The organism is Nonomuraea sp. 3N208 (genome assembly GCF_052245935.1).
Classification (GTDB): Bacteria; Actinomycetota; Actinomycetes; order Streptosporangiales; family Streptosporangiaceae; genus Nonomuraea.
The window spans coordinates 125,267-140,937 of record NZ_JBQQBR010000001.1 but is presented as its reverse complement, the minus strand read 5'-3'; the positions used below and the strand labels follow the sequence as shown (position 1 = coordinate 140,937).

Annotated in this window: 13 protein-coding genes; 8 read left to right on the top strand and 5 right to left on the bottom strand. The window is 69.0% G+C overall.

The genetic code is table 11. The features are described from left to right. Positions 1 to 9: 9 nt before the first annotated feature. The 3 genes from tpx to icmF form a co-directional block, all read right to left on the bottom strand. Positions 10 to 510 carry a thiol peroxidase gene (gene tpx / locus ACTWPT_RS00685; RefSeq protein WP_443175226.1) on the bottom strand — a complete coding sequence of 167 codons (501 nt, stop codon included), beginning with the start codon at positions 508 to 510 and terminating at the stop codon, positions 10 to 12. A gap of 52 nt (positions 511 to 562) precedes the next feature. Next, on the bottom strand, positions 563 to 1,588 hold the full coding sequence (locus ACTWPT_RS00680) for a hypothetical protein (protein WP_443175225.1): 1,026 nt from the start codon (positions 1,586 to 1,588) through the stop codon (positions 563 to 565). 243 nt (positions 1,589 to 1,831) lie between these two features. Continuing rightward, entirely contained in the window at positions 1,832 to 5,005 is a 3,174-nt protein-coding gene (icmF, locus tag ACTWPT_RS00675; protein WP_443175224.1) for a fused isobutyryl-CoA mutase/GTPase IcmF, read from the bottom strand. 108 nt (positions 5,006 to 5,113) lie between these two features. Between icmF and ACTWPT_RS00670 the strand changes: the two genes are divergently transcribed. Both ACTWPT_RS00670 and ACTWPT_RS00665 read left to right on the top strand, forming a co-directional pair. Beyond that, positions 5,114 to 6,181 (top strand): glucose 1-dehydrogenase, encoded by a 1,068-nt coding sequence (locus tag ACTWPT_RS00670; protein WP_443175223.1) that lies wholly within the window; start codon positions 5,114 to 5,116, stop codon positions 6,179 to 6,181. Positions 6,182 to 6,254: 73 nt separating this feature from the next. Next, entirely contained in the window at positions 6,255 to 6,431 is a 177-nt protein-coding gene (locus ACTWPT_RS00665) for a hypothetical protein (RefSeq protein ID WP_443175222.1), read from the top strand. 53 nt (positions 6,432 to 6,484) lie between these two features. Here the strand turns inward: ACTWPT_RS00665 and ACTWPT_RS00660 are convergent, their stop codons facing one another. Together ACTWPT_RS00660 and ACTWPT_RS00655 are read right to left on the bottom strand one after the other, a co-directional pair. Further along, positions 6,485 to 7,312, bottom strand: a complete 828-nt coding sequence (locus ACTWPT_RS00660) for a CHAP domain-containing protein (protein WP_443175221.1) — start codon at positions 7,310 to 7,312, stop codon at positions 6,485 to 6,487. Positions 7,313 to 7,493: 181 nt separating this feature from the next. Further along, the gene (locus tag ACTWPT_RS00655; RefSeq protein ID WP_443175220.1) at positions 7,494 to 8,264 is read right to left on the bottom strand and encodes a PP2C family protein-serine/threonine phosphatase; all 771 of its coding nucleotides are present in this window, start codon (positions 8,262 to 8,264) and stop codon (positions 7,494 to 7,496) included. Positions 8,265 to 8,340: 76 nt separating this feature from the next. On the opposite strand from ACTWPT_RS00655, the gene ACTWPT_RS00650 reads away from it, so the two are divergent. The 6 genes from ACTWPT_RS00650 to ACTWPT_RS00625 all read left to right on the top strand — a co-directional run bounded on the left by ACTWPT_RS00650 (position 8,341) and on the right by ACTWPT_RS00625 (position 15,653). Further along, positions 8,341 to 10,143: an N-6 DNA methylase gene (locus ACTWPT_RS00650; RefSeq protein ID WP_443175219.1), complete on the top strand. Its 1,803-nt coding sequence runs from the start codon at positions 8,341 to 8,343 to the stop codon at positions 10,141 to 10,143. A 39-nt stretch (positions 10,144 to 10,182) separates the two neighbouring features. Next, positions 10,183 to 11,073 (top strand): serine/threonine-protein kinase, encoded by an 891-nt coding sequence (locus tag ACTWPT_RS00645; RefSeq protein ID WP_443175218.1) that lies wholly within the window; start codon positions 10,183 to 10,185, stop codon positions 11,071 to 11,073. A gap of 179 nt (positions 11,074 to 11,252) precedes the next feature. Then, positions 11,253 to 12,536: an ABC transporter substrate-binding protein gene (locus tag ACTWPT_RS00640; RefSeq protein WP_443175217.1), complete on the top strand. Its 1,284-nt coding sequence runs from the start codon at positions 11,253 to 11,255 to the stop codon at positions 12,534 to 12,536. Further along, positions 12,533 to 13,495: a carbohydrate ABC transporter permease gene (locus tag ACTWPT_RS00635; RefSeq protein WP_443175216.1), complete on the top strand. Its 963-nt coding sequence runs from the start codon at positions 12,533 to 12,535 to the stop codon at positions 13,493 to 13,495. Before ACTWPT_RS00640 ends, ACTWPT_RS00635 begins: the two co-directional genes overlap by 4 nt. Further along, positions 13,492 to 14,295, top strand: coding sequence for a carbohydrate ABC transporter permease (locus ACTWPT_RS00630; RefSeq protein WP_443175215.1), 804 nt, complete (start codon positions 13,492 to 13,494; stop codon positions 14,293 to 14,295). The genes ACTWPT_RS00635 and ACTWPT_RS00630 overlap by 4 nt, the downstream gene beginning before the upstream one ends. Beyond that, positions 14,292 to 15,653 carry a GH1 family beta-glucosidase gene (locus tag ACTWPT_RS00625; protein WP_443175214.1) on the top strand — a complete coding sequence of 454 codons (1,362 nt, stop codon included), beginning with the start codon at positions 14,292 to 14,294 and terminating at the stop codon, positions 15,651 to 15,653. The genes ACTWPT_RS00630 and ACTWPT_RS00625 overlap by 4 nt, the downstream gene beginning before the upstream one ends. Positions 15,654 to 15,671 lie beyond the last annotated feature (18 nt).

Sequence of the window (15,671 nt, the reverse complement as noted above, 5' to 3'; positions counted from 1 at the left end):
CCTTGAGGCCTACTTGAGTGCCTTGAGCGCGCTCTCGTAGTCCGGCTCCTGCGAGATCTCCGGCACCAGCTCGGAGTAGACCACGTTGTTGTCGCCGTCGAGCACCACCACCGCACGCGCGGCCAGCCCCGCCAGCGGACCGGACTCCTGTGCCACGCCGTAGTCGGCCAGGAACTCGCGGCCGCGCATGAGCGACAACATGGTCACGTTGTCGATCCCCTCGGCGCCGCAGAACCGCTTCTGTGCGAAAGGCAGGTCGGCGGACACGCAGAGCACCTCGACGCCGGGGTGCTCCCCGGCCACCTGGTTGAAGCGCCGCACCGAGGCCGCGCAGACGCCGGTGTCGACGCTCGGGAAGATGTTGAGCACCTTGGTCGCCTGGCCGAAGTCGTCCAGCGAACGGTCCGCCAGATCGTTGCCCACCAGGCGGAAGGCGGGCGCGCTGTCGCCAGGCTGCGGGAAGGTGCCGCCCACGCTGATGGGGTTGCCCTTGAGAGTGACGTCTGACATGAATGCCTCCTGATAGCGATGGTCCCGATCCCGGATCTTATCCGCGTCGGGATCAGGCCCAGTCGTTGCGGGCGGCGTGCCAGCCGAGCTGGGCTCGGGTACGAACCCCCGCCAGGTCCATCAGCGCCCGCAGCCGCCGCTGCAGCGTGCGCAGCGACAGGTCGAGCTGCCCTGCCACCGCCTCGTCGGTCAGTCCCGACAGCAGCAGCCCGAGGATCTTCCTGTCCAGCTCCGTCACCGAGGACTCGGGCTGCTCGTCGAGCGCCCCCACGGCATCCAGGCGCAACGGGTACGCCTGCTGCCACACCGCGTCGAACAGGGCCTCAACGGCGGTCAGCAGCCCACTGCGGTGCAGGAGCACGGCGGCGGGCTCCCCGCCGGGCTCGGTGGTCAGGGGCACCAGGGCGAGCTCGCTGTCGGCCATCATCAGCTTGATGGGCAGCTTGTCCGTCACCCTGACCTGCACGCCCCTGCGCAGGGAGTCGATCGTCTCGGCCACCGCCCCTGGACCGGCCAGGAGCTCGCGCTCCACCACGACGAAATACTGCACCCCGCGATCCACGGCCTGGTTCTCGGCCGGGTTGGCCCCCGGGGGCACCGCCACGAAGGGAGCCATGGAAAACGAGCGCACTCGCTTGCGCGCCGCCGCCTGGATCTGCAGGAAGCGCTGCCGTACCGCCTCCACGCCCGTCACCACCTCGATGAGGTCGCCGGCGGCGCGGTCGGTGGCGGCCATCCGGTGCTGCTCGGCCAGCGCGGCGATGGCCAGCTCCGCCGTCCGGAGCTCCTCCCTGCGCGCCGTCAGCAGGCCGCCGAGCGCGACCGCGGGTGGTGCGGCGACGTACCGGAGGGACGGGTCCGGTACCCGCGAGACCAGGCCGCGGCCGATCAGCACGGCGAGGTCCTCCTCCACGGAGGCGGGCGGCCGGTCGAGCGCAGCGGCGAGGTCGGCCAGGGCGCGGGGGCCGTCGATGAGGAAGCGGTAGACCTTCCCGTCGGCCTGGAGGACCTGGACGCCGCCCTGCGCGCCGTCCGGCCGATCCACGGTGACGGTGTCCTGTTCGCCCGGACCGTCCACGTAATGGACCCGGTCGCCGGTGATGAGGGTGATCTCGGTCTCTTGGAGCGCGGGCTCCCCGGGGCGCGGGGTCCCGGGAGCCTGCGTGCGCGGCCGTCGGTACGGCTAACGCCGTCGCCGCGAGCGCTGCGGCGGCCAGCGTTCTGGCGGGTAAGTTGAGGGGAATGAGGTGGATTCCACTCCTCCCGCCATGCCCTGGGGAAGGTCATTCGGGTGGCGGGAACCCGCCCTGGCGGAAGCCCGTCAGACGTTGCGGCGGTACTCCCCGCCCGCCTCGAAGAGCGCCTCGGTGATCTGGCCGAGCGAGCAGAAGCGCGCCGCCTCCATCAGCACCTCGAACGCGTTGCCGTCCGACATCGCCACCTCACGCAGCCGCGCCAGTTGTGCGGGCGCCTCCGAGCGGTTGCGCTCGTGGAAGGCCTGGAGCCGGTCGAGCTGCGAGCGTTTCTCTTCCTCGGTCCCTCTGGCCAGCTCAAGCGTGTGCGGCTCCGGTTCGTCGAGCTCCTTCGTGAACGTGTTGACGCCGATGATCGGCAGCGAGCCGTCGTGCTTGCGCATCTCGTACAGCATGGACTCGTCCTGGATCTTGCCGCGCTGGTAGCCGGTCTCCATCGCGCCCAGCACGCCGCCCCGGTCCGACAGGCGCTCGAACTCGGCGAGCACCGCCTCCTCCACCAGGTCCGTCAGCTCGTCGATGATGAACGAGCCCTGCAGCGGGTTCTCGTTCCTGGCCAGGCCCCATTCGCGGTTGATGATGAGCTGGATCGCCATGGCGCGGCGGACCGAGTCGGCCGACGGGGTGGTGACGGCCTCGTCGAAGGCGTTGGTGTGCAGGCTGTTGCAGTTGTCGTAGATGGCGGTCAGCGCTTGCAGGGTGGTGCGGATGTCGTTGAAGTTCATCTCCTGGGCGTGCAGGGACCGGCCCGAGGTCTGGATGTGGTACTTCAGCTTCTGCGAGCGCTCGGCGGCGGCGTACCGCTCCCGCATGGCCACCGCCCAGATGCGGCGGGCCACCCGCCCCAGCACGCTGTACTCGGGGTCCATGCCGTTGGAGAAGAAGAACGACAGGTTCGGGGCGAAGTCGTCGATCTTCATGCCGCGGGCCAGGTACGCCTCCACGTACGTGAACCCGTTGGCCAGGGTGAAGGCCAGCTGGCTGATCGGGTTCGCGCCGGCCTCGGCGATGTGGTAGCCGGAGATCGAGACCGAGTAGAAGTTGCGGACGGCGTTCCTGGTGAACCACTCCTGGATGTCGGCCATCATCCGCAAGCTGAACTCGGTGGAGAAGATGCAGGTGTTCTGGCCCTGGTCCTCTTTGAGTATGTCGGCCTGGACGGTGCCCCTGACGGTGGCCAGCGTGCGGGCCCGCAGCTCCGCGGCCTCCTCCTCGGAGGGCTCGCGGCCCTGCTCGCCGCGGAACCGATCGAGTGCCTGGTCGATGGCGGTGTTGAGGTAGAAGGCCAGGATCGTGGGGGCGGGGCCGTTGATCGTCATGGACACCGACGTGTTGGGCGCCGACAGGTCGAACCCGTCGTAGAGCACCTTCATGTCGTCGAGGGTCGCGATCGAGACCCCAGAGGTGCCGACTTTTCCGTAAATGTCGGGACGGAGGTCGGGGTCATGGCCGTACAACGTCACCGAGTCGAACGCCGTCGACAGCCGGGTCGCGGGCTGGCCCTGCGACAGCAACTTGAAGCGGCGGTTGGTGCGGAACGGGTCGCCCTCGCCCGCGAACATCCTGGTCGGGTCCTCGTCGTCACGCTTGAACGGGAACACGCCAGCGGTGAACGGGAACGTTCCTGGAAGGTTCTCGCTCCGCAGGAAACGCAGCAGGTCGCCGTGGTCGGTGTGGCGGGGCAGGGCCACGCGGGGCACGCGGTTACCCGAGAGCGTCTCCCGCCAGAGCGGGGTGTGGATCTCGCGGTCGCGTACCTTCACGACCAGCTCGTCGGCGGTGTAGCGCTCCTTGACGGCCGGCCAGGTGTCGATCAGCGCGCGGCTCTCGTCGGCGAGCTCTCGATCGGCGGCGGCGTGCAGCTCCTTCAGCCGGTCGTCGTCGCCCAGGAGCTCCTGCACGGCGGCCAGTTGCTGGCGGCGGCGCGCCACCTTGGCCTGGGCCAGGGTCTCGGCATGGTACGCGCGGACGGTATCGGCGATCTCGGCCAGGTAGCGGGACCTGGCGGGCGGCACGATCGCCGCCGAGACCTGCGAGGTGCGCCCGGACACCTGCGGCAGCAGGCCGGGGCCCGCGTCCTCCAGCAGGAGGCCCTTGAGGTGGTGGTAGAGGGCCGTGACGCCGGCGTCGTTGTAGCGGGCGGCGATGGTGCCGAAGACCGGCATGTCCTCGGGCCTGGAGCCGAACGCCTCGCGGTTGCGTACGAGCTGGCGGCGCACGTCGCGCAGGGCGTCCTCCGCGCCGCGGCGCTCGTACTTGTTGATCACAACGGCCTCGGCGAAGTCCAGCATGTCGATCTTCTCGAGCTGGGAGGCCGCGCCGAACTCTGGGGTCATCACGTAAATGGGCACGTCCACGTGGGGCACGATGCCGGCGTCGCCCTGGCCGATGCCCGGCGTCTCGACGATCACCAGGTCGTAGCCGGCCGCCCGGCAGGCGTTGATCGCCTCGTCGAGGCAGCCGGGCACCTCGTTGGCGGCGCCCCTGGTGGCGAGGGAACGGAAGTAGACCTGGGGGCCCAGGCTGTTCATGCGGATGCGGTCGCCGAGCAGCGCCCCGCCGCCGCGCCTGCGGGTGGGGTCGATGGCGATGACGGCGATGCGCAGCTTGTCGTCGTTGTCGACGCGGAACCTGCGTACCAGCTCGTCGGTGAGCGAGGACTTCCCCGAGCCGCCGGTGCCCGTGATGCCCAGCACCGGCACGCGCTTCTCCGCGGTCAGCCCCTCGATCCCACGGCCGCCCTCGACGAGCGTGATGGCCCTGGCCAGCGCCGCCTGGTCGCCCGCGACCACGGCCTCCACCGAAGGCGGGTCGCCCAGCTCGACGTCGCAGTCCTCGATCAGCTTGTTGATCATCCCGGGCAGCCCGTACCGCTGGCCGTCCTCGGGCGAGAAGATGCGGGTGACGCCGCGCGAGTGCAGCAGCTCGATCTCCTCGGGCACGATCACGCCCCCGCCGCCGCCGTACACCTTCACGTGCCCCGCGCCGCGCTCGCGCAGCAACTCCACCAGGTAGGTGAAGAACTCGACGTGCCCGCCCTGGTAGGAGCTGATCGCCACGCCCTGGACGTCCTCCTGAATGGCGGCGGTGACGATCTCCTCGACCGAGCGGTTGTGCCCGAGGTGGACCACCTCGGCGCCCTGCGACTGGAGAATGCGCCGCATGATGTTGATCGCCGCGTCATGGCCGTCGAACAGGGCCGCAGCGGTCACAAAACGGACTGGGTGTACCGGGACGTGCACGCCTGATCACTCCTTCGTGAGGGCTCTCTCTTCGAAGATACTAGGACGTCCTACTATTTCCCAAGGGCATGCGGGGTAGGGAACCCGGCAATGAGGGGGTGACGCCGGATGCGTGCGCTGACGTTTGCGCCAGGCCACAAGGGAACGCTCGACGTACGAGACGTGCCCGATCCCGAGCCCGGCAAGGGAGAGCTGCTCGTCCAAGGGCTCGCGCTGGGCATCTGCGGGACGGACCGGGAGCTCGCCGCGGCCGAGTACGGCTGGCCACCGCCGGGCAAGGAGCGGATGGTCATCGGGCACGAGTCGCTCGGCCGGGTGCTGGAGGCGCCGGACGGCTCCGCGTTCTCCCCCGGCGACCTGGTGGTCGGCGTCGTACGCCGGCCCGATCCCGTGCCGTGCGGGGCGTGCCGGCGCGGCGAGTTCGACATGTGCCGCAACGGCCGCTACACCGAGCGTGGCATCAAGGAGATCGACGGGTACGCCAGCGAGCGCTGGACCGTCGAGGCCGGGTACGCGGTGCGCCTGGACCCGTCGCTGGAGAGCGTCGGCGTGCTGATGGAGCCGGCGTCGATCGTGGCCAAGGCGTGGGAGCAGATCGAGCGGATCGGCTCACGGGCCTGGTTCGAGCCGCGCACGCTGCTCGTCACCGGAGCGGGGCCGATCGGGCTCCTGGCCGCGCTGCTGGGGCGGCAGCGGGGGCTGGAGGTGCATGTGCTCGACCGGGCTCCGGAAGGGCTGAAGTCGCAGCTGGTGAGCGATCTGGGGGGGACGTACCACTCGGCGTCGTCGCTGGCGGGGTTCGCCACGGCCAAGCCGGACATCATCATCGAGTGCACCGGTGTGGGACAGCTCGTCATCGACGCCATGATGACCACGGCCGCGGCGGGCATCGTGTGCCTGTGCGGCCTCGCACCCGGCGGCCGTATGCACCGGGTGGACGCGGGAGTGATCAATCGGGACATCGTGCTGGAGAACGACGTGGCCTTCGGCACCGTCAACGCCAATCAGCAGCACTACAGGGATGCGGCCGCGGCGCTGGGCAAGGCGGATCCAGGGTGGCTCGAGCGGCTCATCACCCGGCGGGTTCCGCTGGACCGTGCCCTGGACGCCTTCGAACCCGGCGACGACGTCAAGGTCGTCATCGACCTCACCGGCAATGACTCGAAGCGTAGTTGAGTCAACTGCACTTCGGTCAACCACACGACCGCGACGGATCGTCTCGCTCGGCGAGGCCAAGTGGGACAAGGCCATGGGAGTGGGGGATGTGGCTCGGCTGCGGCGCGCCCGTGACCTGCTCGCCGTCAAGGGATTCGACACACGCGACACGGCACTCACCTGCTATTCGGGCACCGAGTTCGCCCAGGAACTCATCGCCGCGGGAGACAGGGACGTGCGCCTGGTCACCATCGATCAGCTGTACTCATGACAGACGGCGGTTGTGGCCACCGTGCCCGAGGCGCTGGTGGAGGCCACCGAGGGTCAGGTGGGTTCGTAGGGTTTGCGGCGGGTGAGGGTGGGGTGCCGGGTGGCCGCCTGCCCCGAGCCGGCCGGGACCCGGGCCGCGGACGCCTTCGTCGCGCCGACCGTTGCTTTTTCGCGGGGCTGGCGCTTTTCCGGCGTCGGAAGCACCTCGTGAGACTTCTCGGTGCGCCGGCCGGTTGGCGCGTTCCATGGCCGGGGCCAGGCGAGGCGGCGGTGGGTGCCGCGGCGGCGGCCGGTGACGCGTAAGGAGAGCACGATGGTCATGAGAACCATGGCGGCCAGCAACGCGGGCGGCGTGCCTAACACGTCCAGCGGCGATCCCGGCACGGGTTCGGCCCGCGGCGTCGAGATGAAGGGCCGCTCCGTGGAGCGGATCTCGTCGGGCTTCTCCGCGGCACCGGCCTTGACCAGCCGCGGCACGCCGTACCCGACCACCTTGTCGGTCTCCCGGGTCTTGCGCTTGAGCCAGACGCGGTCGACGTTCGCCTCGATCGTGTGGATCTTCTTGCCGTCGACGCGCTCCACGACACCGACGTGGTCGATGCCTTTGTAGCTCTTGCCGCCGCGCCAATCGAAGAAGACCAAGGCGCCGGGCTCGGGCTGCTGGGTCCAGGCGCCCTGCTTGATGAACCAGGCGGCGTGTGACGGTGTCCAGGCGAACTCGCCGACATATTGAGTGAGGCCCGCCTTGTCGGCCGCCCAGGCCAGAAACATGTCGCACCACGGCGCATTGCGGTACTGGGTGTCTTGGACGCGATCCGCGTACCACTGGCCGAACTTGGTGAACTGGCCGCCCTTCTCCTTATAGCCGAGTTCCTGCTGCACCGTTTCCAGCAGCTCGTCAGCGATCGGGTCCAGCGTGACTCCTCCCAGAAAACCGGCAAATCACGATGGACTGTAATAGCGCCGTCGAGAAATTGCGCGGATGACCGGGAAAGTGTCTTGAAGTGAGCCGAAATATCGGCTATGTGACTGTGGAGACAGTTGGGACTATCGACGACTCATGTTAGGAGCCGGCACCAACGCGATAGGCGGACACGTCCCCCGCGCCCGGAGCGACCACGTCGGCCACGATCACGGTGACGTTGTCGGGCGACCCGCCTTCGTTGGCCAGATCGATGAGCCGCTGGACGGCCGCCGCCGGGTCTGCCACCGTGGTCAGCACCTCGTGCAGGACCTCGGGCCCGAGTACCGTCGTCAGCCCGTCGGAGCAGAGGAGGTAGCGATCATCAGGCTCGGCCTCGCGCAGCGCCATGTCGGGCTCAGCCCTGCCCTCGCTGCCCAGCACCCGCAACACCATCGAACGCCGGGGATGCACGGCGGCCTGGTCCTCCGTGATCCGCCCTTCGTCCACCATCGACTGCACCAGTGTGTGATCCTTGGTCATCTGGTAAAGCGCACCATCGCGCAGCAGGTATCCACGGGAGTCACCAAGATGAGCCAGGGCGAACCGGTAGCCGTCCCACAACATGGCGGTCACCGTGGTCCCCATCCCCCGGCGCGCGGGGTCGATGTCGGCCAGTTCGACCAGCCTGCGCCCCGCCTCGTGCACGGCGCCCTCCAGCGCTGCCTCCAGGTCGGCACCGGTCTCGGGAAGCGTGGCATCCAACTCGCGCATGACGGAGATGGCGGCCGAGCTCGCCAGCTCGCCGGCCGCGTGCCCGCCCATTCCGTCGGCCACCACGAGCAACCGGCCGCTCGCATAGCCGGAATCCTCGTTCTGCTCCCTGCGGCGGCCCACGTCTGATCCGGCGGCATAGCGGATGTTGTGCTTCATACCCTGCAGTAAATCATTGGTTGAAAGACTTCACAAGCAGATGCGCTGAAGACTCTTGTGAACTACTGTGGGCTCCATGAGCCACGACCCGACCGTCAACGCCGGGGATATCGCCCGGCTCGCCGGTGTCGGGCGGGCCGCGGTGAGCAATTGGCGCCGCCGCCACGACGACTTTCCCCAGCCCATCGGCGGCACCGCCAACCAGCCGCTGTTCTCACTGCGCCAGGTCGAGTCCTGGCTACGCCGCTATGGGAAGTCCTACCAGGTCTCGCTGGGAGATCGGGTGTGGCAACGCCTGAAAGCCGCCGGCGATTTGCGGCTGGGCGAGTTGGTGGCCCAGGCCGGAGCCCTGCTGACCGGCCATCGAAGCGCGCTCGGCGACGGCCGAGCGCAGGCCGGCGGCGAGGTCGGCCCGGCGGATGGGCTGGATCCGGAGCTGGCCGGGCTCGTGATGGAGCTGGCCGGGCAGCACGACCCGCTGACCGCGTACGAGTTCCTGTGCGAGCGTTACCTCGAGGCCCACTCCCGGCAGCTCTCGGTCACCCGTGAGGACGTGGCCGAGCTGATGGTCCGGCTCGTACGCGTGGAGGGCTCGACGGTCCTCGACCCCGCCTGCGGAGTCGGCACGCTGCTGCTGACCACCGCCGGCAGGGCACGCGTGCTGGGTCAGGAGCTCAGCGAGACCTCGGCCGCCATCACCGCCTCCAGGCTCCGGCTGCGCGGCGTCGACGCCGAGATCGTGGCCGGCGACACGATGCGCCACGACGGCTTCGCCGGGGAGCGGGCCGACGCGGTGGTGTGCGATCCGCCGTTCAACGAGCGTGCCTGGGGCTACGAGGAGCTGACCGGCGACCCGCGCTGGGAGTACGGCCTGCCGCCGCGTGGCGAGCCGGAGCTGGCCTGGGTGCAACACTGCCTCACGCATGTCAAGCCCGGCGGCTTGGTCGCCATCCTCATGCCCCCGGCCGCCGCGAGCCGCAAGGCGGGCCGCCGCATCCGCGCCAACCTGCTGCGGGCCGGCGCGTTGCGTGCCGTCGTGGCGGTGCCGGGCTCGGACCTGTGGCTGCTGCGCCGGCCTGCCCCGGGCGAGCGGCCGCCGTCCGAGGTGCTCATCCTCGATGCCACCGCCGATCTGGGGAGCGTGGAGCCGGCCTGGCAGGCGTACCTGGAGGACCGTTCCGACCAGACCGTGCGCATCATCGACCTGCTGGCCGACGAGGTCGACATGACCCCGGCCCGTCACCAGCGCCGCGACGACGTCGGCCGGGCCTTCGCCGAGGCCCGCGACCGCTTCCTGGCGGCCGCCGCCGTGCCGCCCGACCTGAAGGTCCTGGAGCAGCCGCTCGACCAGCCCGCCACGACGCTGGGCGACCTGATCAAGGAGGGTCTGGTGGCCACGTCGCAGGCCCCGCCCAAGATGACCGCGGACGGCGGCGACGTCCCGGTCCTCACCGCGGACGACGTGCTCAACGGCACGCCGCCGTCCGGCTCCACGACCATGCAGCAGGGCCTGGTCACGATCCGCCCCGGCGACGTGGTGGCCTCGTACTCCAGCGTGCGCGTGATGGCCGACGGCGGCGCGGCGCTGGGCCCGCACCTGACGCTCTACCGGGTGGACACCCGCCGGCTGGACCCGGACTTCCTGGCCGGCTACCTGCGGGCCGCCGGCGGCCGGGCCACGACCGGCTCCAGCAGGTTCGACGTGCGCCGCACTCGCCTGCCGCGGCTACCGCTCAAGGAGCAGAAGGCGTACGGCGAGGCGTTCCGCCAGCTCGCCGTGCTCGAAGACGCCATTCGTGAGACCTCGACGCTGGGGCAGACGCTGATCAGGCTAGGCCTCGACGGCCTCGCCGACGGCCACCTGCACCCGCAGTCTTAACGGTGTAGTTTTTTCCCGAAAGGCTGCGGGGAGGGGCGAATGGTCATCGGTGACCGCTATGAGCTCGACGACCTCCCTCTAGGTCAGGGCGGCATGGGCGCGGTCTATGCGGGCCACGACCGTCACCTGGATCGGCGGGTCGCGGTGAAGCTGCTCAGGCTGCCCAGCGGCCCGGACCACGAGCTGGAGCGCCGTTTCATCCGCGAGGCCCGCATCCTGGCCAGGCTGGAGCATCCCGGCGCGCCGGTCCTCTACGACTTCGGCACCCATGAGCAGCGGCTCTACCAGGTGATGCAGTTCATTGAAGGCGTGACGGTGGCCGACGTGGTCAGCGAGCACGGCCCGCTGCCCGTGCCGTGGGCGGCCGCCATCGCTGCCCAGGCGTGCGCGGTGCTCTCGGCGGCGCACGCCCTGGCGATCTGCCATCGCGACCTCAAGCCGACGAACCTGATGCTCTGCCCGGACGGCAGCGTGAAGGTGCTGGACTTCGGCCTGGCCATGCTGCGTGACGCGGACCTCACCACGTTCACCAGGATCGGGCAGATCTTGGGGACACCCGCGTACATGGCGCCCGAGCAGATCCAGCACGGCATCGCCGAGCCGCGCAGCGACCTCTACTCGCTCGGCTGCGTGCTGCACGAGATGCTGACGGGGCGCCAGCTGTTCACCGGCCCGACCGACTACGTGGTCTTCGAGCAGCAGGTCAAGGAGCGCCCGCCGGCCGTTCCCGGCATTCCCGCCGAGCTGAGCACGCTGCTGGCGCAGCTGCTGGAGAAGCAGCCGGGCGACCGGCCCGCGGACGCGAACGAGCTGTACCAGCGGCTCGACCCGTTCGCCGTCGAGCTGCCCATGCTGCCCGGCTTCCTGACCAAGGCGCCGAGCCCCGGCCGCATGTACGCCCGCATGGCGGGCCGCGCCCTCAGCGGCTGAACCACCCCGAGCCTGCCACCAGTTCCTCGCCGCACGCCTCGCGTCAGCTATGAACGCGCTCTCTCGCGTAACAACGATCGTTATCTAACTCCCCGTTGACAGAGCCATGTTAGTCCCTGGAATCTCTTGAGAGAGCGCTCTCTCACCCCGATTCCCCAGACTCTGCACAGGAGGGTTCCATGACCCCTCGAATCCGGCTCGCCGTACCTCTGCTCGCCGCGGCCCTGCTCACGGCCGCGTGCGGCGGCGAAGGGAACACCGCCACCCAGACGAGCTCCAAACCAGGAGAGAAGATCAAGCTGACCGTCAGCCTCTTCGGCGACTTCGGCTTCAAGCCGCTCTATGAGGAGTACAAGAAGACCCATCCCGACATCGAGATCGTCGAGAACGTCACCCAGTTCAACGACCACCACAACAACCTGGTCAAGCGGCTGGCCACGAACGCGGGCGCAGGGGACGTCGAGGCGGTCGAGGTCGGCTACATCAGCACGTTCACGGCGCAGCCCGGCAAGTTCGCCGACCTCAAGCAGTACGGGCTCGACCAGCGCAAGGCCGACTACCTGGACTGGAAGTGGCAGCAGGGCCTGAGCAAGGACGGCACGCAGGTGCTCGGGCTCGGCACCGACGTGGGCGGGCTGGCCATGTGCTACCGCAAGGACCTGTTCGACAAGGCCGGGCTGCCGACGGACCGAACGGAGGTGGCGGCCCTCTGGCCGACGTGGGAGCAGTACATCGAGACCGGCAAGAAGTTCGCGGCAGCGAACGTGGCCGGCGCCAAATTCGTGGACTCCCCCGGTGAGATCTTCCGCGCCATGGTCAACCAGGCGCCGATCGGCCTGTACGACGCCCAGGACAACATCATCGTGGCCTCCAACCCTGACGTGAAGAGGGCCTGGGACCTGTCCAACCAGCTCACTCAGGAGGGCCTGACCGCCAAGCTCGCGGCCTTCTCACCGCCATGGAACACCGGCTTCGCCAAGGGCTCGTTCGCCACGATCATCTGCCCGGCCTGGATGACCGGCTTCATCCAGGAGCAGGCCAAGGACGCCTCCGGCAAGTGGGACATCGCGACCGTGCCCGGCGGCTCTGGCAACAGCGGCGGCTCGCATCTGATGGTGCCCCAGCAGAGCAAGCACCCGAAGGAGGCGGCCGAGCTGATCAACTTCCTGACCTCGAAGGACAACCAGGCCAAGGTGTTCAAGGAGGAGGGAACGTTCCCGTCCATCCCGGCCCTGTACGACGACCCATCGATCCAGAACTTCACCAAGCCGTTCTTCGGCGACGCCCCCATCGGCAAGATCTACTCCGAGGCCGCCAAGGCGCTCAAGCCGCAGCACCTCGGCCCCAAGGAAGGCGACGTGCGCGTGGCCATCGGCAACGGGCTCGGCCGCGTCGAGCAGGGCAAGCAGACCCCGGATGAGGCGTGGGCGCAGGTGCTCGAGGACGTCAAGAAGATCAAATGAGCACCCTTCCCCTCGCGATCACGCGACGGCGTAGGCGCAGCGTGCGGCACACCCTCGACGTGAGGGTGTCGCCGTACGCCTACGTGGCGCCGTTCTTCCTGCTGTTCTGCGCCTTCGGGCTGTTCCCGCTGGTCTACACGGCCTGGGTGAGCCTGCACGAGTGGACGCTGCTGTCGGAGACGCAGGAGTTCGTCGGGCTGGGCAACTTCTCGACGCTGCTGGCCGACGAGTATTTCTGGAACGCCACCTTCAACACACTGTCCATCGGCGTGCTCTCGACCGTGCCGCAGCTGGCGCTGGCCATCTGGCTGGCGCACCTGCTCAACCGGCGGCTGCGGTTCCAGACCCTGTTCCGGGTGTCGTTGCTGCTGCCGAACGTCACGAGCGTCGTGGCCGTCGTGGTGATCTTCAGCCAGCTGTTCGGCCGGGACTTCGGAATGATCAACTGGGTGCTGTCGTGGTTCGGCGTCGGGAACATCGACTGGGCGGCGGGCACCGCGACCTCGCACATCGCCCTGTCCGTGATGATCATGTGGCGCTGGACCGGCTACAACGCGCTGATCTTCCTGGCCGCCATGCAGGCCGTCCCGCGCGAGCTGTACGAGGCCGCCACGCTGGACGGCGCGAGCAATTTCAAGCAGCTGCGCAGCATCACGATCCCGATGATCCGGCCGACGATCGTCTTCGTCGTCATCGTCTCCACGATCGGCGCCATGCAGATCATCGCCGAGCCCATGCTGTTCGGGCAGAGCAGCGGCGGCGGGGGCGGCATCGCCACCGGCGGCCCCGACCGGCAGTTCCAGACGCTCGCGTTGTTCGTCTACGAGCAGGGCTTCGCGAACTCGACGTTCGACTTCGGCTACGCCTCGGCCGCCTCGTGGCTGATGTTCCTGGCCGTGGTGGTCGTCGCCGGGATCAACTTCCTGATCACCCGCAGGGTGAAGGGCGGGCTGGTATGAGGCTGCGTTATCTGACCCTGACCGCGGTGGCGTTCTTCTCCGCCTTCCCGCTCTACTACAGCGTGGTGGTGGCCTCCCGGCACAACTCGGCGCTGGCCCAGGTGCCGCCGCCGCTGATCCCCGGTGGGAACTTCTTCGCCAACGTCTCCCGCGTCTTCGACACCGTCCCGTTCGGGCTCGCGCTGGCCAACTCCGTCATCGTGGCGGGGTCGATCTCGATCGCCGTGATGTTCTTCTCGACGCTGGCGGGGTTCGCCTTCGCCAAGCTGAAGTTCAGGGGCAGGAACATCATGCTCGTGATCACGATCGCCACCATGATGGTCCCGGCGCAGCTCGGCATCATCCCGCTCTACATGTTGATGGTGAAGCTGGAGTGGACCGGCACCAACTACGCGTTGATCGTGCCCGCGCTGGTCAACGCGTTCGGGGTGTTCTTCATGACCCAGTACCTGTCGCGCGCGCTGCCCACCGAGCTGCTGGAGGCCGGGCGAGTGGACGGGTGCTCGACATGGGGGCTGTTCTGGCACGTCGTGGCACCGGCCGCGCGGCCGGCGGCGGCGGTGCTCGGCATGCTGACGTTCATGTCGGCCTGGAACGACTACTTCTGGCCGCTCGTCGTACTGAACCCGGACAACCCGACCGTCCAGGTGGCCTTGTCGACGCTGGCCAGCGGGTACGTCAACGACTACGTGCTGGGGCTGGCCGGCACCGCGATCGGCACTCTGCCGCTCGTGGCCGTCTTCGCCCTGTTCGGCAAGCACATCATCGGCGGAATCATGCAAGGAGCGGTAAAGGGATGATCTTTCCCGAGGACTTCGTCTGGGGAGCCGCGACGGCCTCCTATCAGATCGAGGGGGCGGTCAAGGAGGACGGGCGGGGCCAGTCGATCTGGGACACCTTCTCCCACACCCCCGGGAAGGTTGTGGACGGCGACACCGGCGACGTGGCGTGCGACCACTACCACCGCTACAAGGACGACATCGGACTGATGCGCGAGTTGCGGCTGGGGGCCTACCGGTTCTCGATCGCGTGGCCGCGCGTCCAGCCCGACGGTGCGGGGCCGGTCAACCCGCGTGGGCTGGCGTTCTACGACAAGCTCGTGGATGAGCTGCTTGCCGCCCAAATTTCGCCCTATGTCACGCTTTATCACTGGGATCTTCCTCAAGCCCTCGAGGACCGCGGTGGTTGGACAAATCGGGATACGGCCTATCGGTTCGCCGACTACGCCGCGGCCGTGCACGACCGGCTCGGCGACCGCGTCCGCAACTGGGCCACGCTGAACGAGCCGTGGGTCGCGGCGTACCTCGGCTACGGCAACGGCGTGCACGCGCCGGGCCGCCGCGACCCGGCCGACGCCCTGCGCGCGGCGCACCACCTGTTGCTCGGCCACGGGCTCGCCGCGCGCCGGCTGCGCCCCGGCAGCGTCATGCTGGTGGTCAATTCCGCGCCGGTGCTGACGCCCGCCCAGGTCAACGACCCTTCCGCGGTGCCGAGCGAAGCGGACGCGGCCGCGGTCCACCGCATCCACGCGCTGCTGACCAGGCAGTTCCTGGACCCGGCCGTGCACGGCACGTACCCGCCTGAAGTCCTGGAGGCGGCGGCGCGGAACGGCGGGACCGGCCACATCCAGGACGGCGACCTCGTGCTGATCAACGCGCCGATCGACCTGATCGGCGTCAACTACTACAACCCGTGCGTCGTCGAGTCAGGCCCCGGCCTGCCTGCCGACGCGGCCTGGCCGGGCTCTGAGGACGTGCGCTTCGCCGCGGCGGACGCGCCGACGACCGCCATGGGCTGGCCGATCGTCCCCGACGGCCTGTCCCGGCTGCTGGTCCGGCTCTCCAGGGACTATCCCCAGGTCGGCCTCATGGTCACGGAGAACGGCGCGGCCTTCGACGATGTCGTGGAGAACGGCCGGGTGCACGACGCGGACCGGCTGGCGTACCTGGACGGGCACCTGCGCGAGGTGTGGCGGGCCGCCCAGGCGGGCGCGGACCTGCGCGGCTACCTGGTCTGGTCGCTGCTGGACAACTTCGAGTGGGCCGAGGGCTACCGGCGGCGGTTCGGCATAGTGCACGTGGACTACGCGACGCAGACCAGGGTGCTCAAGGACAGCGCTCTCTGGTACCGCGACGTCATCGCCAGGAACGGCCTGTAGATTTTTCATGTGAATCCC

What these genes read in the sequence shown, in the direction of transcription:
- tpx (WP_443175226.1), bottom strand. Translation starts at nt 510, where the DNA reads ATGTCAGACGTCACTCTCAAGGGCAACCCCATCAGCGTGGGCGGCACC.
- ACTWPT_RS00670 (WP_443175223.1), top strand. Translation starts at nt 5,114, where the DNA reads ATGCGTGCGCTGACGTTTGCGCCAGGCCACAAGGGAACGCTCGACGTA.
- ACTWPT_RS00665 (WP_443175222.1), top strand. Translation starts at nt 6,255, where the DNA reads ATGGGAGTGGGGGATGTGGCTCGGCTGCGGCGCGCCCGTGACCTGCTC.
- ACTWPT_RS00655 (WP_443175220.1), bottom strand. Translation starts at nt 8,264, where the DNA reads ATGAAGCACAACATCCGCTATGCCGCCGGATCAGACGTGGGCCGCCGC.
- ACTWPT_RS00650 (WP_443175219.1), top strand. Translation starts at nt 8,341, where the DNA reads ATGAGCCACGACCCGACCGTCAACGCCGGGGATATCGCCCGGCTCGCC.
- ACTWPT_RS00645 (WP_443175218.1), top strand. Translation starts at nt 10,183, where the DNA reads ATGGTCATCGGTGACCGCTATGAGCTCGACGACCTCCCTCTAGGTCAG.
- ACTWPT_RS00640 (WP_443175217.1), top strand. Translation starts at nt 11,253, where the DNA reads ATGACCCCTCGAATCCGGCTCGCCGTACCTCTGCTCGCCGCGGCCCTG.
- ACTWPT_RS00635 (WP_443175216.1), top strand. Translation starts at nt 12,533, where the DNA reads ATGAGCACCCTTCCCCTCGCGATCACGCGACGGCGTAGGCGCAGCGTG.
- ACTWPT_RS00630 (WP_443175215.1), top strand. Translation starts at nt 13,492, where the DNA reads ATGAGGCTGCGTTATCTGACCCTGACCGCGGTGGCGTTCTTCTCCGCC.
- ACTWPT_RS00625 (WP_443175214.1), top strand. Translation starts at nt 14,292, where the DNA reads ATGATCTTTCCCGAGGACTTCGTCTGGGGAGCCGCGACGGCCTCCTAT.